The following is a 24470-nucleotide window of genomic DNA, read 5'->3' on the forward strand; positions in this document are numbered from 1 at the left end:
AAGTATAAGAACCAGCAGGTGTACCAGGCGCAACCACAACATTAGTACCTGATAAAGTAACACCAGGATTAGTTGAAGACACAAAAGTAGTAGTTACTTGAGAAGGCACCACAGCCACACCATTTAAAGTATCGTTTGTAAGTACATTAGTGAAAGCAGTTCCACCAACAAATCCATTTACAGAAGTACCAGCATCATCATTAGCTACAATTGCAGTTGCTCCAACTGGAACAGTAACAATAGCAGTATCACAATTATTTGGATTTAAAACTTCACAAATTTGGTAAGTCAAAGTATATGAACCAGCAGGTGTACCAGGCGCAACCACAACATTAGTACCTGATAAAGTAACACCAGGATTAGTTGAAGAAACAAAAGTAGTAGCCACTTGAGAAGGAACTACCGCAACACCATTTAAAGTATCGTTAGTAAGAACGTTAGTGAAAGCAGTTCCACCAACAAATCCATTTACAGAATTACCAGCATCATTTACGGCATTAATTACCGTAGCAGAAACTGGAACAGTAACAGTAGCAGTATCACAATTTCCTGGATTTAAAACTTCACATATTTGGTATGTTAAAGTATAAGAACCAGCAGGAGTACCAGGTGCAACCACAACATTAGTACCTGATAAAGTAACACCAGGATTAGTTGAAGATACGAAAGTAGTAGTTACCTGAGAAGGCACTACAGCAACACCATTTAAAGTATCGTTAACAAGAACGTTAGTAAATGAAGTTCCACCAGTGTATCCGTTTACAGAAGTACCGGTATCATTATTAGCTAATATTTCTCCAGGTCTAACAGGAACAGTAACAATAGCAGTATCACAATTAGTTGGATTTAATACTTCACATATTTGGTATGTTAAAGTATAAGAACCGGAAGGTGTACCTGGAGCTACAATTACAGCACCAGTTGAAATATTTAATGTTATACCCGGATTAGTAGTACTAACTTGAGTAAGAATAACATTTGATAATGTTGCAGGACTACTATTTATGGTATCATTCAATAATACGTTTGCTAAAGAAGTTCCTCCAATGGTTCCATTAATACTTGTCCCATTATCATTTACAGCATCAATTACTGCATTTACTGGTACTGGAGTAGAAGTAGAAGTATTATTAGATGTATTTGGATCTGTTTGATTTCCAGAAATTGTTGCAGTATTTGCATAAGGACCTGCAGAATTTACTCTTGCTACAACTGTTAATGTTGCATTTGATCCATTATTTAAGTTTCCAATTGTCCAATTTGGTGCAGTCCAACTTCCAACAGATGGAGTTACACTTACCAATGTATATCCACTTGGTATTACATCATTTAATGTTACACCAGTTGCATTGCTTGGTCCATTATTTGAAGCAGTAATTGTAAAAGTAATATTTGTTCCAATTATAGGAGCCATATTACTTGCTACTTTTACAACAGCCAAATCAGCAACTGGAACAGGAACTGGTGTCGCAGTTGATGTATTGTTACTTAAGTTTGGATCTGTTTGATTTCCAGTAACTGTAGCAGTATTAGCATAAGTTCCTGTTGCTCTAACAGTTGCAACAACGGTTAATGTTGCATTAGAACCATTCGCTAAATTGCCAATAGTCCAGTTAGGAGATGTCCAAGATCCAGATGAAGGAGTAACACTAACTACTGTATATCCAGAAGGTATTGCATCATTAACAATTACACCAGTGGCATTATTTGGTCCATTATTCGCTGCTGTAATTGTAAAAGTAATATTGCTTCCTACATTTGGAGCTAAATTACTAGCAGTTTTTAAAACAGATAAATCTGCAATAGGAACTGGTACAGGAGTTACTGTAGAACAATTGTTTGTTGGAGCTGTTTCTGTATTAGTACCGGAAATACATGCAGTATTTGCATAATTTCCTGAACTTAATACGGTAGCAACTATAGTTAAAGTTGCATTTGCACCATTAGCAAAGTTTCCGATTGTCCAGTTAGGAGCTGTCCAAGTTCCAACAGAAGGCGTTGCACTAACAAGAGTATATCCAGAAGGCAAAACATCGTTTACAACTACATTTGTATCATTACTAATTCCAAGATTTGAAGCAGTAATCGTAAAAGTTACATTACTACCCACATTTGGAGTTGAATTACTTACAGTTTTAACAACTTTTAAATCAGAACATCCTTTAAAAACTGTAGTACTTACACTTGCACTAGTTAAACCCCAACCCCAAGTATTTAATAAACGACCATTTCCATAATCATTACAAGTAACACCATCAGTTTCATTTGCTCCAACAATTGGTGCAGGTATAGTATTTAAAAAGTTTCCATCTCCACTCCAAGCTCTAGTTGGACTTGGAGTACCATTCAATGAATTATTTAAACCAGTTCCAGTTGTATTGTTGCTTCCATCTGAACAATCTGTTCCAACATTTGTTAAAGAACTATCGTCCCAATACATTTGTGAGTTAGCAATAGCTGTTGGAGCAATGGATTGAACATTAAATCCATTTTTATTAAGTTCGGCGTCATACAAAGGTAAATTAAACCTTCCAGCCAAATAATTAAGTGTTAATGTCATTTGAGCACCATCTGGAACCACAACACCAAATCCATTTAAACCATTCCATGAAAATGTATTATTTCCTGCAGTTACTCCATAAGCCTCTAGTATTACGTCAGCACTAGCTGCTTGATAACCTGGAACACCATTTAAATCGATTACTAATCTTACGTCACCAGCTCTTGAGATATTATAATTTATCAAGAAAGGTCCGCAGTTTGTAATTGAAGGATTTAAAAATGTTGGAGGCGATGGTATTGCAGCAATTGGATATAAGTTAACATCTGGATTATTTAAAAAGACTTTATATCCATTTGTTAAAGCAGGTATTAAAGTTGTATTAATTGACTTTCTAGTTGTAGTATATGCTCCAACTGGATTTACACCATAACTATTTACAGCAAGATTATATGCAATTGGTTGAAAACCTGGACGGAAATCTACAAATAAAACAACCTGATCTGCTGTGTAAACATAAAAATTTGGTTCAGAGCTTGCAGTAACTAAATTTCCATAATTACTATCTACTGCTACAAATCCCCATTTATCAGAATGTAAACGACCATTTCTTTTTACTCCAGCAGTTGTTGCTACTGTCATATCAAATAATGCACCAACAGCTCTATCTGCGCCAGTTAGTAATGGAGTAACTCCACCATCGTTACTACGATAAAATTCTATCCAGTGCTCACCAGCAACAGCAGGGTTAAATATTAATGGATTATAACCAGTTGTTACTCCTCCAATATTTGGTCCAACAAGCGCTTGTGCATGTGTGTCAATACTTCCAGCAGAACCCAAGGTACTATTCCACAAACCAGACATAACTACAGTACCACTTGGGTTTTTTATTCTGTAATATAAGTTTGATAACCTTCCAGGAACACCTACAGAGTAACCTCTCCAGTCGAAACCAAAATACATTCTTTCAGTTCCTGCATTCGCGATATTAAAATAAATTCTATTATCTTCACCACAATTGAAGTAGGATCCACTTTGTAAATCTGGCGCACTCAACACTGCAGTAATATTTGCAGCGTTTGGAGAAAGAGTTGGTGTACCTTCAGCAAAAACAGATGTTGAAAATAAAATTAATAATAATGAAAGGATAAACGATTTGTAGTTTATTGTTTTCATAAGCTTGCTTTTTTGCATAAATTTTTTCATGCTTTTATTTGTTTTTTTGTTTGGGACACATCACTGAAATATAGTTATTAACAATGAGGCGTATTTTTTCACGGACCAAAAATAGTTATCAACTTGCTATTAAAACTATTTTATCTATGAATTACATTAATACTCGATTAAATGCTGTTTCTGATTCTTTTTTATGGCGTAAACCCTTATATTCATTGTGCTTGTAATGTTTTTTTCGTAGTTTAAATTCTACTTTTTTTATTGTTTTTTAATTAACTTTGTATGCTTTTTATTTTGTATGAGAACATTTTTTTCAACCCTAAAATTTTTGTCGAAATTAGAAAGCATTTTTTAATTTTACAAGAAAAAAATCGATTAAATGCATAAAATCACGGATAAAGGGCGTTTTATTGATTAAAAACAATGTAAAATCTTACAAAAACATCTTAAAAATTGAATTGTTAATAACTCTAATAGTAATTTAATGAAAAAATTGACTTTAATTCGACACGCAAAATCTTCTTGGAATAATCCAATTAATGATTTTAATAGACCAATTATTGAAGAAGGAATTCAAAAAACAATTAAAGTAGCCACAGAAACTAAGAATTTATTTAACGATAAATCTCTAATTTGGGTAAGCTCGGCTGAAAGAACTAAACAAACAGCAAAACTATTTTTGTCAATTTGGGATGAAAATAGCGAAATGCAAATTCAGTTTAAAGATGATTTATATACTTTCGATTTAAATCAATTTGAAAAAATTGTTAAATCTTGTCCAAATGTTTATAAAAACTTAATTCTTTTTGGACATAATAGTGCCATTACAGATTTTGTTAATAAATTTGGGGATATTTTTATTGATAATGTACCAACATCAGGTTATGTTTCGATTATTTTCGAAGGTGATGATTGGAATAAAATAAATAAAGGTAAAACAGATAAAATTATATTTCCAAGAGATATTTAACTATGAGTTCAGAGAATAATTTCCGATATATTGATAGAGAAAAGAGTTGGCTTACTTTCAACGCAAGAGTTTTGCAAGAAGCTGCAGATGAAACAGTCCCATTACTAGATAGACTTCGTTTTTTGGGTATTTTTTCAAATAATCTTGATGAGTTTTTTAGGGTACGTTTTGCTGCTATTAGAAGATTAAGTCTTTCTGGGCAAACTGGTGAAAAAATTTTAGGCGGAATTACGGCGCAACAATTAGTAAAGGATATTACTGATATAGTAATAAAGCAACAATCGGAGAGTTTGAGAATCCTTGAAATAATTGAAGAACAATTAGAAAAGCAAAACATTATAATCGTTAATGAAAATGAGTTATGTCAAGAGCATCAAAATTTTGTTCACGATTTTTTTATACAAAAAGTAAGTCCTGAGCTTGTTACAATTATCTTAAATGATTTGGCAGAATTTCCTTTGCTTAAGGATACTGTGGGATATTTAGCCATAAAACTTGTAATGAAAACTTCTGAAAAAGCTAAAGTATTGGGTCTTGTAAAACCCAAAAAAGAGGTTCGTTACGCAATCATTGAAATTCCTAAAACATTCAATAGAATAGTTGTACTTCCTGCAATTGGAGAAAAACAATACATAATGCTATTAGATGATGTAATTCGTTATAATTTAAGTAGCATTTTTAATATTTTCGAATACGAAAGCATTTCTGCACACATGATTAAAATTACTCGTGATGCTCAATTGGATATTGATAGTGATATGAGTAAGAGTATGTTACAAAAAATAGCTACTTCTGTTAAAGATAGAAGAATTGGTGAACCAGTTCGTTTTGTATACGATAAAAAAATTGATAAAGATACCCTTTCATTTTTCTTAGATAGAATGGGAATTGAATCTACTGATAGTATAATTCCTGGAGGAAGATACCACAATCGTCGTGATTATATGGATTTTCCAAATCTTGGGCGTTTTGATTTATTATATCAGCAAAAGCCTCCATTGCCAGTAGAAGGATTGTCTCTTGAAGGAAGCATATTGAATAGAATTGCCAAAAAAGATTACTTAATTTTTGCACCCTATCAATCCTATTCTTATTTAATTAAATTTTTGAGAGAAGCAGCTCTTGATCCGAAAGTTACTTCTATTAAAATAACTTTATATAGATTAGCAAAAAACTCTCAAATCATTAGCTCTTTGATAAATGCGGCTAAAAATGGTAAGCGTGTTATGGTTCAAATTGAACTTCAAGCACGATTTGATGAAGCCAACAATATTTCCTACGCAGAGCAAATGCAACAAGAGGGAATTGAATTGATATTTGGTATCAAAGGATTAAAAGTACATAGTAAAATATGTGTTATTGATAGGTTGGAAGAAGGTAAAGTAAAACGTTACGGATTTATATCAACTGGAAATTTCAATGAGACTACTGCTAAATTTTATACCGATGTAACTTTGTTTACAAGCCACAATCAAATTCTAAAAGATGTAACCAAAATCTTTGAGTTTTTTGACATCAATTACAGATTACACAGGTACAAACATTTAATAGTTTCACCTCATTATTCGCGTTCAAAATTTAATAAATTAATTGATAGAGAAATTCTTAATGCTCAAGTTGGAAAACCAGCTTACATTAATTTAAAAATGAACAGTTTGTCAGATTTTCAAATGATTGATAAATTGTATGAAGCAAGTAATGCTGGAGTGAAAATGAAACTTCAAATTAGAGGTATATGTTCGTTAATTCCTGGTGTAAAAGGAATGAGTGAAAATATAGAAGCAATAAGTATCGTTGATAATTTCCTTGAACATTCAAGAGTTTTTATTTTTGGTAATGATGATAATCCTGAAGTATTTATCTCTTCGGCGGATTTTATGACAAGAAATCTTGACGGACGAGTTGAAGTTACTTGCCCAATTTATCAAGAAGATATTAAAAAGCAATTAATAGAAACCTTTGAAGTGGGTTGGAAAGGAAACGTAAAAGCACGTTTACACTCAGAAAAATTAGACAATAAATACCGTGTTAGAAAAGAAGGCGAATCTGTTTTCCGTGCACAACACGAAACCTATAATTACTATAAAAATCAGCAAGAAGACAACAATAATTTTTAAAATACAACCCAAAATAATAAATGATTTCAATAAAAAAATATGCAGCAATTGATATTGGATCTAATGCCATGAGATTGCTTATAACCAACATAGTTGAACAAGACGGAAAGGAAACACAGTTCAATAAATCGGCTTTAATTCGAGTGCCAATTCGTTTAGGGCAAGACGCTTTTACTGTTGGTGAAATTACCAATGAAAACATTGATAGAATGGTTGATGCTATGGAAGCTTTTCGACTTTTAATGAAAGTTTATAAAGTAGAAAAGTACAAAGCTTGCGCTACATCTGCAATGAGAGAGGCATACAATGGTAAAGAAGTTGTTGAGATTATTAAGAATAAATCAGAAGTTGAAATTGATATTATTGATGGTAAAGTAGAAGCTGCCATTATCGCTTCTTCAGATTTGCATAGCTTTCTTGCTACTGATAAAACTTACTTATATGTAGATGTTGGAGGTGGAAGCACAGAATTTTCACTATTTTCTGATGGAAAAATGATAAATTCTAAATCATTTAAAAACGGAACGGTACGATTACTGAACAATATGGTTAATGAAATCGTTTGGATTGAAATCGAAAAATGGATTAAAACCAACTGCGAACCTTATGAAAATGTTACTCTAATTGGTTCTGGTGGAAATATTAATAAAATTCACAAATTATCTGAAAAACATCAAGATAAACCTTTGTCTTATGTCTATTTAGCATCTCAATATCAATACTTAAATTCACTAACTTACGAACAAAGAATCGCTGAATTAGGTTTGAATACAGATAGAGCTGACGTAATTATTCCTGCTACTCAAATTTATCTTAACGCAATGAAATGGAGTGGTGCTAGACAAATATATGTTCCAAAGATTGGGCTTTCAGATGGAATTGTAAAAGCAATGTATTATGGTACAATATAAATTTTTAAACATGAAAAAATTAAAATACCTTACTGGATTAATAGCTGTCCTACTTTTAATTTCTTGTAAGCAAGAAACTTCATCGAACTCTTATTTTAATTCTGAAGAAAATGGAATTAAAATTGGTGGCGTCAAAATGGTTACCATCGAAACTCCAAAAGGAAAGTTCAATGTTTGGACAAAGCGCATCGGAAACAATCCAAAAATTAAGTTATTGTTGTTAAATGGTGGTCCAGGAATGTCGCATGAATATTTTGAGTGTATGGAAAGTTTTCTTCCCAAAGAAGGAATTGAATTTATCTATTATGATCAATTAGGAACTGGTTTTTCAGAAAATCCAAATGATACCACAATGTGGGATTTGCCTAGATATGTAGAAGAAGTAGAACAAGTTAGAAAAGCATTAAAATTAGATAAAGACAATTTCTATTTGTTAGGTCATTCTTGGGGCGGAATTCTAGGAATGCAATATGCTTTAAAATACCAATCCAATATTAAAGGTTTAATAGTTTCTAATATGATGGCAAGTTGTCCTAAATATGGAGAATATTCTAAAGTTCTTGAAAAACAAATGAATCCAGAAATCTTAAAAACCATCAAAGATTTAGAAGCTAAAAAAGACTACAACAATCCAAAGTATATGGAATTGTTGATGGCCAACTTTTATAATCAACACATCTTAAGAAAACCTGTTAATGAATGGCCAGAACCAGTTAATAGAGCTTCAAGTAGATTGAACCAGTCACTTTACATAACAATGCAAGGTCCAAGCGAATTAGGAATATCAGGAAAATTAACCAATTGGGATGTTTCTAAAGAATTGAAAAATATCACAGTTCCAACATTAGTAATAGGAGCAAAATATGATACGATGGATCCAGAATATATGAAATGGATGGCAACTCAATTCCCAAAAGGAACTTACTTATATTGCGCCAATGGAAGTCATATGAGTTTATACGACGACCAAGAAACGTATATGAATGGATTAATTGAGTTTTTGAAGAAAGAAAATACTAAAAACTAAAGCCTATCGTTTTGATATAAATGTTTTTAAATGAGAATTGCCTCTTCAATAATTTTATTCTTTTTATTCTCCATGGTTTTTTCTCAAACTAAAATTGAGAATTTAACAAATATCACTTTAAGTAAAATATACAATGAGCCTGATGATGGTTCTTGTAATTCATTTTTAACTACAGAAAGTGCTGAAGTGATTTCTAGAAAAATAGTTGATTGTGATAAATTAGTTTTAGAATTAATTAAATTAAAGTCAAATTTAAAATCTAGAAAATCTGAAGATTTGTGTTGTAACTTTGGAATAATTGGATGTCCAAGCCTACAGTTTATGGTTACTTATCAATTTAATAAACTTGTTGATACTTTATACTTTAATAAGTATGAGAATGAAAGCTATATAATTGACTGGAAAACTAAAAAACAATTTGATGATAAAAATAGTGACTTAGCAAAAATTCTTAATAAAAATTCAATTTTTAAAAATCTTATTGATATAAATTTGGATAAAATTTTTAGAGATACATTTATGTATATTAAATTTGATTCTGTTGATATAAAAGGATTAAAAATTAATGATAAGCAATTTTATGGACTAAATAAAACTAAAATTGATTCATTAATTGGTGGTTTTGGTAATTACGTTGAAATTGAAAAAGATTTAAAAGGTAATAAGGAATCATTTAAATATTATAATCATAATAGAGATTCTTATAATGAATATTACTTTGTAGATGATTTTCCGCTAGATAAATTGGTAATAAATAGAATTGAAAATAAAGGAGATACTTATCCAGACGAAAAACCATTTAATATCATAGGAATAACATTAAACGATTCAGAAAAATTGTTAATCGAAAGATTCCCAAACTCTACTAAATTCATCGAAAATATATAGGAATATTTTAAAGATGAAAATGGAGATTATTCAATAAAAATAATGATTTCTGATAAAAAAGGAGCAATTACTTTTGTCTTAAATAATGAAAAAATAAAACAAGTTAAAATTGATTTTTATTATCCTAAACCTTAAATATCCAAATCAAAAGTCTTTTTCAATAACTCCAAATTCGGATTAATTTCATTCAGTCGGTTGTACTTATCTTGTGGTGTAAACGCATTTTTCACTTTCACTGCTTCATTTACAACAACTTCAATTGTAATATCATGATTGTGCAAATGTCCTCTCAAATAACCTAATAATTCTGGTTTAGCTTTTTCAAAATCAATTTTAGAACCCTCATTCGGAAGTTCATAAATAATGATAGTGCCATCAAGTTTAGGATCACTTATTCTAAGCAGTGATTCCATAATTTTCGCACCTTTATCGCCCAATCTATCTGCAAATTTATACCAAAGTTCTAGCATTTCGGTTTCTGTAAAATCTTCACTTGGTAAGTGTTCTTCTACTTTTACAACACCTTTTTGAGCTTCCATCATTTCCTTTTTGGCACGAATACTACCTAAAGATAATGCTGAAATTTTTCCAGTTTCGAGTTTAAAATCTGTTTCAGTTTTTGGTACATCAACTGAACTTGAAATAATAGATTCGGGTTTTACATCAATTTCAGATTTTGATGATTCAACAGAAGTTTCAATTAAAGTTTCAGGTTCTTTTACAGTTTCAGATTTAGGTTCTTCAACCTCAATTTTTGCAGTTGTTTCTGAAATAGGGTTTTCAACAGAATTTACAACTGTTGTTTTCAAACTTCCAACTTCTGTAATCGAATAACTATTGTTTCTGAAATAAGTCGGTGGAATTATAAAGTCAACTTTTTTTTTTCTCCATCAAAGTTGATAGAGCAAAGTTGCATTAATGTTAGTTCAACTAACAAACGTTGGTTTTGAGAAACCTTGTATTTTAAGTCGCAATCATTTGCAATTTCAATCGCTTTTAAAAGAAAATCCGATTGGCATTTATGTGCTTGTTGATCATAAAGTTGTTGTGCTTGTTCACCAGCTTCTAATAAAATAAGAGTTGCAGGATTTTTGCAAACCAATAAATCTCTAAAATGAGAAGCCAATCCAGAAACAAAATGATGTCCGTCAAAACCTTTTGATAAAATATCATTATACGCAATTAAGATACTTGGAATATTATTCTCCAAAATCAAATCGGTTACTTTAATATAGGTTTCAAAATCTAAAACATTCAGATTTTCGGTTACAGCTTGTCTCGTTAAATTGTTTCCACAATAGGAAACAACTCTATCAAAAATTGATAAAGCATCACGCATCGCGCCATCGGCTTTTTGAGCAATAATGTGCAAAGCGTCGTCTTCAAATTGTACTCCTTGACTTGTAGCAACTTCTGCCAAATGTTCTTTAGCGTCTTTAACTGTAATTCGTTTAAAGTCAAAAATCTGACAACGAGATAATATCGTTGGAATAATTTTGTGTTTTTCTGTCGTTGCTAAAATAAAAATAGCGTGTTTTGGTGGTTCTTCCAATGTTTTCAAAAACGCATTAAAAGCAGCCGATGACAACATATGAACCTCGTCGATAATATAAACTTTATATTGTCCGGTTTGTGGTGGTATTCTAACTTGATCAATTAAATTTCGAATATCATCAACTGAATTGTTAGAAGCAGCATCTAATTCGAAAACATTAAAAGCAAAATCTTCGTTTGGATCATCATAACCAGGTTGGTTGATTTTACGAGCCAAAATTCTAGCACAAGTTGTTTTTCCAACACCTCTTGGACCAGTAAATAATAGGGCGGAAGCCAAGTGGTTGGTTTCTATAGCATTCAACAAAGTATTCGTAATAGCTTGCTGACCAACAACGTCTTTAAACGTTTGAGGACGATACTTACGAGCTGATACTACAAATTGTTCCATAGAATTTTATTGGATTACAAATATAGGTTTTGAAATTCCAAAAAGCAAATAACAAATTCCAATTTTAAAAAATAAATCTAAAATCAAATATCATAATTCTTAAATCTCAAATCCATACCTTTGCACCGCAGACCGCCTTATCGCTTGTTAGTAATAATAAGAGGAAAGTCCGGACACCAAAGAGTAGCATAGCGGATAACATCCGTCAATTCAAGAAATTGGATTAGGACAAGTGCAACAGAAAGTATGTACAGTTCGGCTGTAGTGAAACCAGGTAAACTCTATGCGGTGAAATTTCAAGTATATCGACATTTAAGGATTACTCGTCCGTTGTCGAAGGGTAGAAAGATTGATCTCGTTGGTAACAACGCGACTAGATAAATGATAAGGTATCGTCTTTTGGGACGAGAACAGAATCCGGCTTATAGGTCTGCTTTTTTTTATAATAATTTGCATTAACCTTGCATTAACTCTCATTTAACTTTCGTAGAAAAATATTAAATCAAATTTGCATTAAAATAAATGTTATGCAAAAGATTCTTATTTTGATTAGTATATTGATTGCTCAATTTGTTTTCTCTCAAGAAAAACCGAAAGTTTTAGAGGAAGTTAAAGTTGTAAAAGAAGTAAAAACATTCACCAACAAAAATGGAAATATAAAAATTGATGTTGCTAATTCCATTTTTAATTCCGTTTCAAATACGGTTGATTTGTTGTCAAAACTTCCTAAAATCCAAATTAGTCCAGATAAAGAATCCATTACAGTTATCGGAAAAGGAACTCCTATTATATATATCGACAATCAAATTGTGACTATGAATGATTTGAATTCTTTGTCAGTAGATGATATCAAAACGATAGAAATTATAAACAATCCATCGTCTAAATATGAAGCCAATGGAAGAGTTGTACTATTGATAACTCGAAAACTAAGCAAGAAAGAAGGTTTTAAAGTAACTGTTTCTGAAACAGCTTCCTTTCAAAAAAACTTCAATAATTACTTCGGAATCAACTCAAGTATTAAAAAGAAAAAGTTAGAATTTAAAGCCAATTTCAATTACAATCAAATCAAAGTTTGGGAAGGCAATGGAAATAATTTTACGATTCCAAACTACGATATTGTTTCTAATTATAATGTTATCGCAATTACAAAACGACCACAATTTATTTTTGGTGGTGGTTTGTTTTACAAAATAAATGAAGATGATTATTTTTCGATAAACGCTAACAGACGAGCACAAAAAGATATTTTTGATATTGTTACCGATACTTACAATCAGCAGCAAACAGATATCAATAACATCAATACTTTGAATGCGAACGATGAATTTAGAAACTTTACCAATGTATTTTTGAATTACAATCATAAGATTAAAAGCATTGGTGGACAATTATTTACAGGATTTCAAATTTCAAATTTCAATCAAGAAATTGATAGCGAGATATTTAATAATTTCAACAATACCAATTTTGAATTATCTCAAAACAGATTTCAAAAGATAAAAATTAATGTCTATTCTGCTCGATCTGATTTTGAAAAAGAGTTTAAAAACAAAATGAAATTTGAACTAGGTGTACTTTTTTTAAAAGCCAATCCAACGACCGATTTTGAAGTTAATACCATAAATCCAAATTCAGATTTGTCTTCAAATTATAATTATAAAGAAACCAATAATGCGGCATATTCTAACGTATCAGGAATGATTAAGAAAGTAAATTATATTATTGGTTTGAGAGTTGAAAACACTATTGCAAAAGGGAAAAATTCCTCAGAAAGTAATTTAGTAATCGATAAAAATTACACCAACTTTTTTCCAAAACTTGAAATTGAAGTCCCAATCGATAGCACCAATACAATGACTTTTAATTATGCTAAAAGTATTTCAAGACCAAATTTTTCTACTGCGAGCCAACTTTCAACGTATATCAATCCGTATCTTGTTTGGAATAATAACATCAACATAAATCCAACAATTACCGATGAAGTTTCACTTGCTTATCAATTTAAAGACAAATCGGTAAAACTTAGTTATTACGATATAAAAGATCCAGTTTATTATGCGTCATCTTACAATAATTCGCAAAATTTACTAACGTTTCAAACAAGAAATTTCGAAAAAGAATCAGGTTTTAATCTTGAATTTACAATTCCGTTTAAATATAAATTTTGGACATCAAACAATACAATTAATGGAATAATTAATACAATTGAAGATCAATTTTCGGTTGTAAACCCATCAAAACCTTATTTGTATTTTTATTCGAACAATATTTTTCGACTACCAAAAGCTGTAGAATTATCTTTAACAAGTTGGGGAATAACGAAACGAACAGAAGGCGTTTTTGAAAGAAATGGATTGATTACATTTGATATGGCAGTTTCGAAAACTCTTTTCAAGAATTTAAATTGTACGTTGAGTTATAACGATATTTTCAGAAAAGTAAAGTTCAATGAAAATTTCAGTAGTAATAATATCACCTCAAAAGGTGTTTTTTATACCGATTTACATTTGGTATCAATTGCAATGCGATATTCTTTTGGGAAAATAAAAAAACAAGAATTTAAAGAAAGAGCAATAGATGAAAACTCAGGTAGAATTCGTTAGGAATTACTCTTCCTCACTTTCATCTTCCTCATCATCAACTTCAAACTCATAAAACGAAAACACCGAACCACCATAATTCTTCTGAAAAGAAAAATGCATCATATGGTCGAGTTTGGTATGTTTGGAATGTTCCATAATCATCATTCCTTCTTCGTCCAACAGTTCGTTTTCGAAGACCATTTCGATTAGTTTTTCAAATTCCTTTTGCTCAATTCCATAAGGCGGATCGGCAAAAATAATATCATAACTTCCTTTGTGTTTTTCTAAAAATTTGAAAACATCACTTTTAATAGCAGTGATATTCAAGTCAAATTCTTTAGCCGTTTTCTTAATGAAATTCACGCAACCCATATCGCCATCGATACAAGTAATATTGTCACAACCACGCGAACCAAATTCGTAACTAATGTTCCCAGTTCCAGCAAATAAATCCAAAACCTTCAATCCCGAAAAATTGAAATGATTGTTCAGCACATTAAACAACGCTTCTTTACTCATGTCAGTCGTTGGACGAACTGGTAAGTTTTTTGGAGCTGTAATGCGTCTTCCTTTGTATTTTCCAGAAATGATTCTCACGAGTGAAGTAGTATAAAGTGTTCGCGGTTTTCTTTTTCCGTGAAGTTATTGGTAAAATCAGAAACATCAAATAATGAAATATTTCTAATGTATTTGTAGGCAATTTGATAAAAAGCATCCGTTTCAACAATCGCTCCAAGCAATTCCAATTTGAAATGCTCAGGATTCAACTGCAATTGTTCGGCAGTAAAAAGAATGTAGTAAATAAAATCTTCAGGCGTTTTGTATTCAAACGAATTAAACAAATGCAACTTCTGATTTTGAACCACAATAATCTCAAAATGACTTTCACTTACGTGAACAAACATCTTGCGTTCCTCATTATTCTTAGATAAATCCAACAATTTTGAAACCAAAACACTATTCGCATGTTTGTATTCAAACGAACCATATTGGTCAATAAAAAAGTTATTCATATTCACATACGGTATGTAAACATTATTCATTTCATATTTATCCAATGCGTCAAAAGTGAAAAAATCGGTTTCAAAAACCTTAGTGTTGTATTGCAAATAACTTCCTAAAAACTCTTCGTCAAACAAAGCTGTCGGCACAAAAGTCGATAAATTATTACTGTGAAGAATCTCAATTTCATCATACTTATGACTCAATTCAGGATGTTCTCTAAAAACCGAAGCAAACAAATCTTCAATCTTCGCACTACGCTGAAAGCTATCAAAATGAATGTTATGCAACACCACAGGTTTGCCACTCAAAGTATCAAATACACAAAACGACAACCCATTCAAAGAAACTTGAATCGCTAGTTTTTTATAAGTTTTGTCCGTTATACTCATTTTGAAATTCCATTTTTAACACCGCAAACTTACGAAGAAAAAGCTCAATTTCAATATCAAAAGTCAACTTCAAAAATCAACTTCAAAAATCAATTTCAAATGTCAACTTCAAAAATCAAACACAAGTAGGTTATCTAAGTTTAAGAATTGATTTTGTTTTTTTGATATATTTTAAATGGAAACATTTATCTTTACATTTAATATTTGATTTTTGAAATTGCTATTGATTTTTGAAGTTGAAATTGATTTTTGCCATTGAAAAACTTCTATTCCATTCTGTCCCAAAACTTTCCGTTTAATCCCACGATTAAGCAAGATGCTTTCTTTCAGAAAATTGCCGTTTTTATCACCAATGTCAACAACGACAGCATTTTTGTACTAAAAGGATATGCCGGAACAGGAAAAACCACAGTTATTTCAACCATCGTAAACAACTTAATCGAAGTCAATAAAAAATACGTTTTGTTGGCGCCAACAGGTCGTGCTGCGAAAGTCATTGCCAATTATTCCAACAAACCAGCATTTACGATTCATAAGAAAATATATTTTCCAAAGAAGTCGAGTGGTGGCGGAGTGGCTTTTACGATGCAACAAAACAAACACAAAAACACCATTTTCATAGTCGATGAAGCGTCCATGATTTCGGATGTTGCCGCGGAAAGCAAAATGTACGAAAACGGAAGTTTGCTAGACGATTTAATTTCTTACATCTATAGTGGAGAAAATTGCAAAATGATTTTACTTGGCGACACAGCACAGCTTCCGCCAGTGAATTTAGACATTTCGCCAGCATTAAACACCGATACTTTAGAATTAAATTACGACAAAAAAGTAGATTGGATCGAACTCGACGAAGTAATGCGTCAAGAACTAAACTCCGGAATTCTCTACAACGCCACAGAATTACGTGAATTGCTAAAAAACAGTTTTATCACTGAATTCAAGTTCAAGTTGCGAGGTTTCAAAGATATCGTTCGCCTTACTGATGGTTACGATATTCAAGATGCCATCAACCAAGCCTACAGCAATTATTCTATTGAAGATACTGCGTTTATTGTGCGTTCCAACAAAAGAGCAAACCAATACAACGAACAAATTAGAACCAAAATTCTCGACAAAGAAAGCGATTTATCTACAGGCGATTTCTTGATGGTTGTGAAGAACAATTATTTTTGGTTGAAAGAAAAAGACGAAGCTGGGTTCATTGCCAATGGAGACATCATCGAAGTGTTAGAAATTTATAGTTTCAAAGAATTATACGGATTCAAATTTGCCAAAGTCAAAATACGAATGGTCGATTATCCCAACCAAATTCCGTTTGAAACCGTATTGATTTTAGATACCATTAAAAGTGAATCACCATCATTAACTTACGAGCAATCCAACCAATTGTATGAAGAAGTAATGAAAGATTACGAACACCTAACCACCAAATACGCCAAATTTCAAAAAGTAAAAGAAAATGAATACTTCAACGGATTGCAAGTAAAATTCTCTTACGCCATAACGTGCCACAAAAGCCAAGGCGGGCAATGGAATACTGTTTTCATAGAACAACCGTATTTACCCGATGGTATTGATAGAGATTATATTCGTTGGTTATATACTGCCATAACTCGTGCCAAAGATAAATTGTATTTGATTGGGTTTAAAGAGGATTGTTTTGAGGAGTAGTTTCTAGGATTTTTATTATATTTGTGAGTTTTGCAAAACTTATACCATGTTTTTATGAAATTATTAAAAGAGCTAAGATTCTTATTATTTAAATATTCAAAATATATTTTTAATATATTTCTTTTTGCATTACTTTTTTTTACTATCGTTCTAATTTACGTTTTTTATACTGATTTTAAAGGTAAAAACTTAGTAAATTATTGTTATGCTTTCTTTGCTGGAAATGCCATTGCAGCAAATTGTTTATTTTCTTTAGGGAGATCTAATGTTTTTATTGATAGATTTCCCAACAAAACACATCAAAAAAAGATTTATATTTCCGGAGTTACTTTTTTAACAGCGGCATTAGTAGGTTTAGCAATGTCTGGATTTGTATATTTTGAGTTTACAAATTCAGCTATGAGTGAAAATGATTTTTTTATAAAAGCGGTTCATATGCTTACTGCGATTTTTTTAACTTTTGGGGTAATATTATCATTTGTGGCAATCATAAATTTCTTTAGATGGTTAAAAATAGAAAGCGAAAATTTGTTAGGGAATAATGGGGATAAAACTGAATAAGTTGCCGTTAACAAAGAACTGTGTTTAAAACAAATAAAAAAGCATTTTTTTTTAAATAAATTTATATCTAACACTACTTATAAAAAGTAATCACAATAAAATGCCAAACACAAATTTCTCTCCTTTTCCAATTTTGACAACTGAAAGGTTAACTCTTCGGCAATTATCAATTGATGACAAGCAAAGTATTTTTGATTTGCGTTCAGATTTGGAAATAAACAAATATCTAGGTAGAGTGCCAAGTAAGACAATTGATGATGCAATAAATTTTATTAATAAGATTAATGAAAATAGTAAAAGCAACAACTCAATTTATTGGGTAATTACCTTGACAAGCACGAAAAAAGTTGTTGGAACCATTTGTCTTTTTGACTTTTCAAACGAAAAAAATAGTTGCGAAATCGGATATGAACTTATGCCAAAATACCAAGGACAAGGAATAATGAAAGAAGCTATTAAAGTTGTAATTGACTATGTATTTAAAACTTTAAACTTTAAAAGAATAATTGCCTTTACTCATAATGAGAATCTGAAGTCTACCAATCTTCTGCTAAAATTCAATTTTGTAAAATCATTAGAAACTGATAATGAAAATCCTAACTTAACTATTTTTACTTTGGAACAATAACATTGATAATAGGAAAGCAAATCATTCTAAGAACAAAAACAAGCTCCGCAAAAATCTTCAAACTTTGTGGATTTTTTATATTTTAGCATAAACATTAAACAAACATAACCATGGCACTAATCAATCCACATTTAAACTATAACGGAAACGCAGAAGAAGCATTCAATTTTTATAAATCAGTTTTTGGCGGAGAGTTTTCTAAAATTACGCGACTCAAAGATTTAGAAGGTCCAGATTTTCCAGTCGATGAAAAAGACGCTAATAAAATAATGCACATTGCTTTACCCATTGGCAACAATACACTTATGGCAAACGATGTTCCAAGCTTTTTAGGAACCGTCAACGAAAACGAAAACCGATCTAAAATTGCAGTTTCAGCCCAAAGTAGAGAAGAAGCCGATAAATTATTCAACGGACTTTCTGAAGGCGGAACAGTTGAAATGCCAATTCAATATAGTCCTTGGGGTTCTTATTTTGGAATGTTCAGAGATAAATATGGTATTGAATGGATGATCGATTTTGATGCTAATTCATAACAAAAATTAATTAGTTTAACTTTTGATTCTTTCTAATGTCAAAAAAGCAACTTTCAGCAAATCAACAAACCGAATTTTTAGCTATTCTAAAAAAGCGTTTTGAGAAATATCCAAACCGTCATCTTGGCCTGGAATGGACGAAAATTCAAGAAAAGTTAGAAGCCAATCCAAATAAACTTTGGTCACTAAACGAAATGGAACGAACCGAAGGCGAACCAGACGTTGTAGGTTATGACAAGGAAATGGACGAATATATTTTCTACGATTGTGCAACAGAAACACCAAAAGGCAGAAGAAGTTTATGTTATGACAAAGAAGCTTTAAATGCAAGAAAGGAATTCAAACCAGAGAACAACGTTATTGATATGGCAAACTCAATGCGAATTGAATTACTGTCAGAAAAGGAATATCGTCACTTACAACAATTAGGAAAATTTGATTTAAAAACCTCAAGTTGGATAAAAACACCTTCAGAAATTAGAAAATTAGGCGGAGCACTTTTTGCTGATTTTCGTTATGAAACGGTTTTTGTTTATCATAATGGTGCACAATCCTATTATGCTGCGAGAGGTTTTAGAGGAATGTTGAGAGTGTAATTTGAAATTTACATAAAAGTATTATATTTGACATACTCAATATAAAAACGTATTTATAATAGTTCAGATTAATTTGAACAATATTTTAGAAAAAAATTATGTCCACAATTAAAAACATCTTCGAAAAAGAAGTTTCAGACGAAATCATCAATAGAATTAATCAACTTTCTAACAATCAAAAAGCAGTTTGGGGAAAAATGAGTGTCGATAAAATGTTGGCGCATTGTAACGTTACTTATGACTACACTTTTACTCCTGAAAAATTCAAAAAACCAAGTGCTTTTAAGAAATTCCTGATAAAATTACTTATCAAAAACTACGTTGTTAGTGATAAACCCTATAAGCAAAACGGACAAACAGCTCCAGATTTTATTATAAAAGGAGACAAAGATTTTGAAAAAGAAAAAGCAAAACTAATTGAGAATATCAATAAATCTCAACAATTAGGAAATAAATATTTTGATGGAAGAGATAATTTTTCATTCGGAAAAATGACTGCAAACGAATGGAATACAATGTTTTATAAACATTTGGACCATCATTTAAGACAATTTGGAGTATAACAATTAAATCATAAAAATGGCAACAGTAAATGCATACTTAACTTTTAACGGAACTTGCGAAGCAGCGTTCAATTTTTACAAATCAGTTTTTGGTGGAGAATTTACCTATATGGGAAGATTCAACGAAATGCCACCAGCAGAAAATTGCGAGCCAATTTCTGAAGAAGCAGGAAATCTAATAATGCACGTTTCCTTGCCAATTAGCGCAGAAACCATTTTGTTTGGAAGTGATACGTCAGAAGCTTTTGGTCAAACAACAACTGTAGGAGATAATATTTCGATTTCAATAAATGCATCGAGTAGAGAAGAAGCAGACAGATTATTCAACGGATTGTCAGCAGATGGAGTAATAAAAATGCCTTTGCAAAGTACATTTTGGGGTGCATACTTTGGAATGTTTGTTGATAAATTCGGAATCAATTGGATGATGAATTTTGATGAAGCACCACAAAAATAATTGATTACGCAACCTTTTTCTGTTTTTTGTATCTTTATAATATTACTAAAATATATAGTATGAAAAAAATATTTTTTTTATTCTTGTTTTTAATTTTAGCAAGTTGCAGTTCTGAAAATGACGCTAACACTCCGCCACAAGCAATTACACCAACAATAATAGCGTCAGGAACTCTCTATGGTAATGGAAGCGAAAATATTGTACAACAAAATATTGTTGTCAGCAACCAAGCCGCTTGGACAGCTTTAATAAATCAAATGGATTCAGTAAATAATACATCATCTAGTTTTACAGAATTAAATATTGATTTTAATAATTATCAGCTATTAGTTGCATTCGATCAAATTAGAGGAACAGGTGGTTATTCGATTGAAATTAATAATATTACTGAAAATGTAAATACAATTGAAGCATCAATAAATGTAACTTCTCCAGGTCCTATTGCTACTATGGTAATGACGCAACCGTTTCATATTGTTAAAATACCGAGATCAACTAAACCAGTTGTTTTTCTTTAAGAAATAAAAAGTCACTCAAAACCTCGCTAAATGATTCAAGCGAGGTTTTTTTATTACATTTGTTTATAAATTAAAACTAATGAATCTAGAAACCATTTTATCAATTTGCCTCGGAATCGGTTTAGCTTCAGCATCAGGATTTAGAGTTTTCTTGCCTGTTTTTGCATTGAGTTTGGCATCCTATTTTAATGTAATTCCGCTAAATGAAAGTTGGGCTTGGATTGGCGGTTTACCAGCATTGATAAGTTTTGGTGTAGCTATGGTATTTGAGATATTTGGCTATTACATTCCGTTTATTGATAATTTATTGGATACTATTGCAACGCCATTGGCAGCCATCGCTGGATTTGTAATAATGTCTTCCACCATGGTAGATATTTCTCCAACAATGACTACGATTTTGGCCATAATCGCAGGAAGTGGTTCCGCCACAGCATTTCAAGGCTTAACTACCACAACGAGATTAGCATCATCTGTAAAAACAGCAGGTTTAGGAAATCCAGTAGTTTCCACCGCCGAAACTGGAACCGCAATCACATTAAGTTCACTCGCAATTTTCCTTCCAATAGTTGCAGTTATCTTTGTTGTTATTATCTTTGGAGTGATTTATTGGATATTTAAAAAAATTAAAAAATAGCTTTGCGCCTTTGCGTCTTAGCGGCAAATTAATATGAAAGTCATCGCCGTAATTCCAGCTCGTTATGCTTCAACACGTTTTCCTGCCAAATTGATGCAAGATTTAGGTGGAAAAACCGTAATTCTTCGCACGTATGAAGCTGCAAAAGAAACTAATCTTTTTGACGATGTTTTTGTAGTTACCGATTCCAATTTGATTTTTGATGAAATAGTTTCCAATGGTGGAAAAGCCATCATGTCTATAAAAGAACACGAAAGCGGAAGCGATAGAATTGCCGAAGCTGTTGCAAATCTTGATGTAGATATTGTTGTAAATGTTCAAGGCGACGAACCTTTCATCAACAAAGAACCTCTAGAAAAAGTAATCGAAGTTTTTAAAAAGGACGCTGATAAAAAAGTAGATTTAGCTTCGTTAATGAGAGAAATCACCAATGAAGCAGACATCAATAATCCAAATAATGTGAAAGTTGTTGTTGATCAAAATGGCTTTGCTTTGTACTTTTCACGTTCTGTAATTCCATATCCAAGAGAAGTAAATGTTGGAGTTCGTTATTTTCAACACATCGGAATTTATGCCTTCCGCAAACAAGCACTTTTAGATTTCTATTCACTTCCAATGAAATCACTTGAAGCGTCAGAAAAACTAGAACAATTACGCTATTTAGAATTCGGAAAACGAATCAAAATGGTAGAAACAACTCACGTTGGTATAGGAATTGACACTCCAGAAGATTTAGAGAAAGCTAGAAAGATGTTATAAACTTCGTACTTCATATATCAAACTTCTTACTTTCTACGCTATTTCATCATTATCAAAATATCCTTTTCCTTTCACTTTTGTAGAGAAGAAATTCAAAAACAAAATCACAAATGACAAGAAGAAAATGGCTTGCATACTAACTAAAACTTTGCCATAAGTAGTGATTGGATAATAATCTCCAAAGCCAATAGAATTAGAAGTGACCAAGCTAAAGTAAATAGAATCAAACCAATGTGCAAAAGGTTTGTTCATATTGTCTCCTAAAGTATAAAGAACTCCAAACGCGACTACAATTTCTATATAATTAAAGAAAAGTAACAACATGGAACGTTTGTAAGAACGCGGACGAGTAAATAAATCGGAAGCAAATATCAAAGTCGGAATATACAATAACGTTTCTGCCAGAACATAAAGCATCAAATAAATTAATAAAGTATTTGATTGTAAGTTATTGGATAAAATGATAATTGGAAATAAAACTTTCAATAAAATATAAATATCCATTACTAAATCTTGGTATTCGTGACCAACTTTACAAGCAGTATATTTTATATAAATTCCAGGAAAAAGTAATTGTGAAATAGAAAGTAATAATCTAACAATTTTTTCAATTCCATTATCGTCTTGATGATCGTTGTTCCAAATAGATTTTATATTCAGAATGCGTTTTTGTATTGGATTGTATTTAGGTTTGTAATCACTAGATACTTTTCCAACAAATAATTTATAGAAGAACGCTCTCATTCTGTTAGCTTTTTAATAGTAAATAATTCATTATGAGTTTCTACTTTTGGATACATTCTTATGGAGTAATTAGCATCGAATTTCTTTTTATAATCCAAATTTCTAATTCGATTCTTTTCATTGATAACCATCGTATTAAAAAGAATAAAACCATCAACATTGAGTAAAAAGTTAATTCTATTTATAAAAAAATCTTCAAATAGAAAGTTAGGCATTGTAGTATCTTGAAAAATATCAATGATGATTAAATCATATTTATCTTTAGTTTTCAAAACAAATTCAAAGGCATCATCAACAATCAATTCTAGGTTTTTAATTTCGTTTAATTTGAAATATTTATTCGCAATTTCAACAACGTCTTTATCAATTTCAACTCCAGTTATTTTACCTTTGAATTTTACTTCGTCAACTAATGTTTTAATGACACTTCCACCTGCAACTCCAAGAATTAGTATGTTTTCAAATTTTCTTATTCTTTCAAAACCAATATATTTCAATCCTTTTTTTAATATTCTTTGCAAACTTCCATAAGAATAATTGGTATTTTTTGAATCTAAAACCAACTCGCCATTGTTCCAAGTAACTTCCAAAGTTTTGCTTATGGAGGAATTTTTCTTGATGACATTTATAGGAATAAAGTAGCTTAAGAATTTTGATAACATAAATAAAAATATTTTCTCAAAAATAATAGATTAATGTTAAATTTACGCAAAATATTTGAGATGAAGAAACGACTTTATGAATTTATTTTCTTCCGATTAATGGGATGGAAAATAACTGGAGCTGACAATCTGAATGTAAATAAATGTGTTTTTATGGTTTTGCCTCACACAAGTTGGCACGATTTCTATTTAGGATTATTTACAAGAGGAATTACCGAAGTGCCAATGCATTTTGTAGGTAAAAAAGAATTATTCAAATTCCCTTTTGGTTGGTATTTTAAATGGATGGGTGGAAAACCATTAGACCGAACAGGTGGTCTTAATAAGGTAGATGCCATTGCAAAAACTTTTGATGATTATGACGAATTACGATTAGCAATCGCGCCAGAAGGTACAAGAAAGTTGGTGTCAGAATTAAAAACTGGGTTTTATTATATTGCTTTAAAAGCCAATGTACCAATACTTCCAGTAGCTTTTGATTTTGGCAAAAAAGAGGTTTCCATAGGTAAATCTTTCTTTCCAACTGGTAATTATGATGAAGATTTAAAAGAACTACTTCCGTTTTTTAAAGGAGTAAAAGGCAAGATTCCGGAAAACGGATTTAAAGTTAATTAAATTA

At 31.2% G+C, this 24470-nt stretch carries 23 protein-coding genes, 1 other RNA gene and 1 pseudogene; 18 read left to right on the plus strand and 7 right to left on the minus strand.

The genetic code is table 11. The features are described 5' to 3' along the window. Positions 1-3679: pseudogene (locus ACYU7A_RS12330) on the minus strand (hypothetical protein); the annotation flags it as partial. Positions 3680-4163: 484 nt separating this feature from the next. Here ACYU7A_RS12330 and ACYU7A_RS12335 point away from each other — a divergent pair. From ACYU7A_RS12335 to ACYU7A_RS12355, 5 genes are read left to right on the plus strand one after another with little or no spacing between them, the layout of a single operon-like run. Then, a complete protein-coding gene (locus ACYU7A_RS12335; protein ID WP_460576973.1) occupies positions 4164-4649 on the plus strand; it encodes a SixA phosphatase family protein in 486 nt (161 codons plus the stop codon). 2 nt (positions 4650-4651) lie between these two features. Next, the gene (gene ppk1, locus ACYU7A_RS12340) at positions 4652-6766 is read left to right on the plus strand and encodes a polyphosphate kinase 1 (RefSeq protein ID WP_460576975.1); all 2115 of its coding nucleotides are present in this window, start codon (positions 4652-4654) and stop codon (positions 6764-6766) included. 20 nt (positions 6767-6786) lie between these two features. Then, positions 6787-7677, plus strand: coding sequence for a Ppx/GppA phosphatase family protein (locus tag ACYU7A_RS12345; RefSeq protein WP_460576977.1), 891 nt, complete (start codon positions 6787-6789; stop codon positions 7675-7677). Positions 7678-7687: 10 nt separating this feature from the next. After that, on the plus strand, positions 7688-8704 hold the full coding sequence (locus ACYU7A_RS12350) for a proline iminopeptidase-family hydrolase (RefSeq protein ID WP_460576979.1): 1017 nt from the start codon (positions 7688-7690) through the stop codon (positions 8702-8704). Positions 8705-8734: 30 nt separating this feature from the next. Then, positions 8735-9592, plus strand: coding sequence for a hypothetical protein (locus ACYU7A_RS12355; RefSeq protein ID WP_460576981.1), 858 nt, complete (start codon positions 8735-8737; stop codon positions 9590-9592). 131 nt (positions 9593-9723) lie between these two features. Here ACYU7A_RS12355 and ACYU7A_RS12360 read toward each other — a convergent pair whose 3' ends face one another. Beyond that, positions 9724-10401, minus strand: a complete 678-nt coding sequence (locus ACYU7A_RS12360; protein WP_460576983.1) for a DNA polymerase III subunit gamma/tau — start codon at positions 10399-10401, stop codon at positions 9724-9726. A gap of 53 nt (positions 10402-10454) precedes the next feature. Then, positions 10455-11537 (minus strand): DNA polymerase III subunit gamma/tau, encoded by a 1083-nt coding sequence (dnaX, locus tag ACYU7A_RS12365; RefSeq protein ID WP_460576985.1) that lies wholly within the window; start codon positions 11535-11537, stop codon positions 10455-10457. 124 nt (positions 11538-11661) lie between these two features. On the opposite strand from dnaX, the gene rnpB reads away from it, so the two are divergent. Together rnpB and ACYU7A_RS12375 are read left to right on the plus strand one after the other, a co-directional pair. Continuing rightward, an RNA gene (rnpB, locus tag ACYU7A_RS12370) (RNase P RNA component class A) lies at positions 11662-11978 on the plus strand. 86 nt (positions 11979-12064) lie between these two features. Then, positions 12065-14143 (plus strand): TonB-dependent receptor domain-containing protein, encoded by a 2079-nt coding sequence (locus tag ACYU7A_RS12375; protein ID WP_460576987.1) that lies wholly within the window; start codon positions 12065-12067, stop codon positions 14141-14143. A gap of 3 nt (positions 14144-14146) precedes the next feature. Here the strand turns inward: ACYU7A_RS12375 and rsmD are convergent, their stop codons facing one another. Continuing rightward, the gene (gene rsmD, locus ACYU7A_RS12380; RefSeq protein WP_396192728.1) at positions 14147-14719 is read right to left on the minus strand and encodes a 16S rRNA (guanine(966)-N(2))-methyltransferase RsmD; all 573 of its coding nucleotides are present in this window, start codon (positions 14717-14719) and stop codon (positions 14147-14149) included. Further along, positions 14716-15516, minus strand: a complete 801-nt coding sequence (locus ACYU7A_RS12385; protein WP_460576989.1) for a DUF3822 family protein — start codon at positions 15514-15516, stop codon at positions 14716-14718. Before ACYU7A_RS12385 ends, rsmD begins: the two co-directional genes overlap by 4 nt. A 249-nt stretch (positions 15517-15765) precedes the next feature. Here ACYU7A_RS12385 and ACYU7A_RS12390 point away from each other — a divergent pair, with 249 nt between their 5' ends. From ACYU7A_RS12390 to kdsB, 10 genes are all read left to right on the plus strand, one after another. Next, entirely contained in the window at positions 15766-17190 is a 1425-nt protein-coding gene (locus tag ACYU7A_RS12390; RefSeq protein WP_460576991.1) for an ATP-dependent DNA helicase, read from the plus strand. A gap of 54 nt (positions 17191-17244) precedes the next feature. Beyond that, positions 17245-17751 (plus strand): hypothetical protein, encoded by a 507-nt coding sequence (locus ACYU7A_RS12395; protein WP_460576993.1) that lies wholly within the window; start codon positions 17245-17247, stop codon positions 17749-17751. A 100-nt stretch (positions 17752-17851) separates the two neighbouring features. After that, positions 17852-18379 carry a GNAT family N-acetyltransferase gene (locus ACYU7A_RS12400; RefSeq protein ID WP_460576995.1) on the plus strand — a complete coding sequence of 176 codons (528 nt, stop codon included), beginning with the start codon at positions 17852-17854 and terminating at the stop codon, positions 18377-18379. Positions 18380-18489: 110 nt separating this feature from the next. Next, positions 18490-18915: a VOC family protein gene (locus tag ACYU7A_RS12405; RefSeq protein WP_460576997.1), complete on the plus strand. Its 426-nt coding sequence runs from the start codon at positions 18490-18492 to the stop codon at positions 18913-18915. A 35-nt stretch (positions 18916-18950) separates the two neighbouring features. Continuing rightward, entirely contained in the window at positions 18951-19511 is a 561-nt protein-coding gene (locus tag ACYU7A_RS12410; protein WP_460576999.1) for a DUF4256 domain-containing protein, read from the plus strand. A 98-nt stretch (positions 19512-19609) separates the two neighbouring features. Further along, entirely contained in the window at positions 19610-20074 is a 465-nt protein-coding gene (locus tag ACYU7A_RS12415; RefSeq protein WP_460577001.1) for a DUF1569 domain-containing protein, read from the plus strand. 16 nt (positions 20075-20090) lie between these two features. Continuing rightward, positions 20091-20531, plus strand: a complete 441-nt coding sequence (locus ACYU7A_RS12420; RefSeq protein WP_460577003.1) for a VOC family protein — start codon at positions 20091-20093, stop codon at positions 20529-20531. A 59-nt stretch (positions 20532-20590) separates the two neighbouring features. Then, entirely contained in the window at positions 20591-21049 is a 459-nt protein-coding gene (locus ACYU7A_RS12425) for a protease complex subunit PrcB family protein (protein ID WP_460577005.1), read from the plus strand. 79 nt (positions 21050-21128) lie between these two features. Then, a complete protein-coding gene (locus ACYU7A_RS12430) occupies positions 21129-21686 on the plus strand; it encodes a DUF4126 domain-containing protein (RefSeq protein ID WP_460577007.1) in 558 nt (185 codons plus the stop codon). Positions 21687-21719: 33 nt separating this feature from the next. Beyond that, positions 21720-22445, plus strand: coding sequence for a 3-deoxy-manno-octulosonate cytidylyltransferase (gene kdsB, locus ACYU7A_RS12435; RefSeq protein WP_460577009.1), 726 nt, complete (start codon positions 21720-21722; stop codon positions 22443-22445). A gap of 33 nt (positions 22446-22478) precedes the next feature. Here the strand turns inward: kdsB and ACYU7A_RS12440 are convergent, their stop codons facing one another. Further along, the gene (locus tag ACYU7A_RS12440; protein WP_460577011.1) at positions 22479-23189 is read right to left on the minus strand and encodes a potassium channel family protein; all 711 of its coding nucleotides are present in this window, start codon (positions 23187-23189) and stop codon (positions 22479-22481) included. Next, positions 23186-23851, minus strand: coding sequence for a spermidine synthase (locus ACYU7A_RS12445; protein WP_460577013.1), 666 nt, complete (start codon positions 23849-23851; stop codon positions 23186-23188). Before ACYU7A_RS12445 ends, ACYU7A_RS12440 begins: the two co-directional genes overlap by 4 nt. A 60-nt stretch (positions 23852-23911) precedes the next feature. Here ACYU7A_RS12445 and ACYU7A_RS12450 point away from each other — a divergent pair, with 60 nt between their 5' ends. Next, complete coding sequence (locus tag ACYU7A_RS12450) at positions 23912-24466, plus strand: 1-acyl-sn-glycerol-3-phosphate acyltransferase (protein ID WP_460577015.1); 555 nt, start codon at positions 23912-23914, stop codon at positions 24464-24466. Positions 24467-24470: the final 4 nt, after the last annotated feature.

The sequence above is a fragment of the Flavobacterium koreense genome, assembly GCF_054776075.1.

Bases quoted from the DNA above. Each gene is read 5' to 3' on its own strand.
- ACYU7A_RS12335 (WP_460576973.1), top strand. From the start codon at position 4,164: ATGAAAAAATTGACTTTAATTCGACACGCAAAATCTTCTTGGAATAAT.
- ppk1 (WP_460576975.1), top strand. From the start codon at position 4,652: ATGAGTTCAGAGAATAATTTCCGATATATTGATAGAGAAAAGAGTTGG.
- ACYU7A_RS12345 (WP_460576977.1), top strand. From the start codon at position 6,787: ATGATTTCAATAAAAAAATATGCAGCAATTGATATTGGATCTAATGCC.
- ACYU7A_RS12350 (WP_460576979.1), top strand. From the start codon at position 7,688: ATGAAAAAATTAAAATACCTTACTGGATTAATAGCTGTCCTACTTTTA.
- ACYU7A_RS12355 (WP_460576981.1), top strand. From the start codon at position 8,735: ATGAGAATTGCCTCTTCAATAATTTTATTCTTTTTATTCTCCATGGTT.
- dnaX (WP_460576985.1), bottom strand. From the start codon at position 11,537: ATGGAACAATTTGTAGTATCAGCTCGTAAGTATCGTCCTCAAACGTTT.
- ACYU7A_RS12375 (WP_460576987.1), top strand. From the start codon at position 12,065: ATGCAAAAGATTCTTATTTTGATTAGTATATTGATTGCTCAATTTGTT.
- ACYU7A_RS12385 (WP_460576989.1), bottom strand. From the start codon at position 15,516: ATGAGTATAACGGACAAAACTTATAAAAAACTAGCGATTCAAGTTTCT.
- ACYU7A_RS12395 (WP_460576993.1), top strand. From the start codon at position 17,245: ATGAAATTATTAAAAGAGCTAAGATTCTTATTATTTAAATATTCAAAA.
- ACYU7A_RS12400 (WP_460576995.1), top strand. From the start codon at position 17,852: ATGCCAAACACAAATTTCTCTCCTTTTCCAATTTTGACAACTGAAAGG.
- ACYU7A_RS12405 (WP_460576997.1), top strand. From the start codon at position 18,490: ATGGCACTAATCAATCCACATTTAAACTATAACGGAAACGCAGAAGAA.
- ACYU7A_RS12410 (WP_460576999.1), top strand. From the start codon at position 18,951: ATGTCAAAAAAGCAACTTTCAGCAAATCAACAAACCGAATTTTTAGCT.
- ACYU7A_RS12415 (WP_460577001.1), top strand. From the start codon at position 19,610: ATGTCCACAATTAAAAACATCTTCGAAAAAGAAGTTTCAGACGAAATC.
- ACYU7A_RS12420 (WP_460577003.1), top strand. From the start codon at position 20,091: ATGGCAACAGTAAATGCATACTTAACTTTTAACGGAACTTGCGAAGCA.
- ACYU7A_RS12425 (WP_460577005.1), top strand. From the start codon at position 20,591: ATGAAAAAAATATTTTTTTTATTCTTGTTTTTAATTTTAGCAAGTTGC.
- ACYU7A_RS12430 (WP_460577007.1), top strand. From the start codon at position 21,129: ATGAATCTAGAAACCATTTTATCAATTTGCCTCGGAATCGGTTTAGCT.
- kdsB (WP_460577009.1), top strand. From the start codon at position 21,720: ATGAAAGTCATCGCCGTAATTCCAGCTCGTTATGCTTCAACACGTTTT.
- ACYU7A_RS12440 (WP_460577011.1), bottom strand. From the start codon at position 23,189: ATGAGAGCGTTCTTCTATAAATTATTTGTTGGAAAAGTATCTAGTGAT.
- ACYU7A_RS12445 (WP_460577013.1), bottom strand. From the start codon at position 23,851: ATGTTATCAAAATTCTTAAGCTACTTTATTCCTATAAATGTCATCAAG.
- ACYU7A_RS12450 (WP_460577015.1), top strand. From the start codon at position 23,912: ATGAAGAAACGACTTTATGAATTTATTTTCTTCCGATTAATGGGATGG.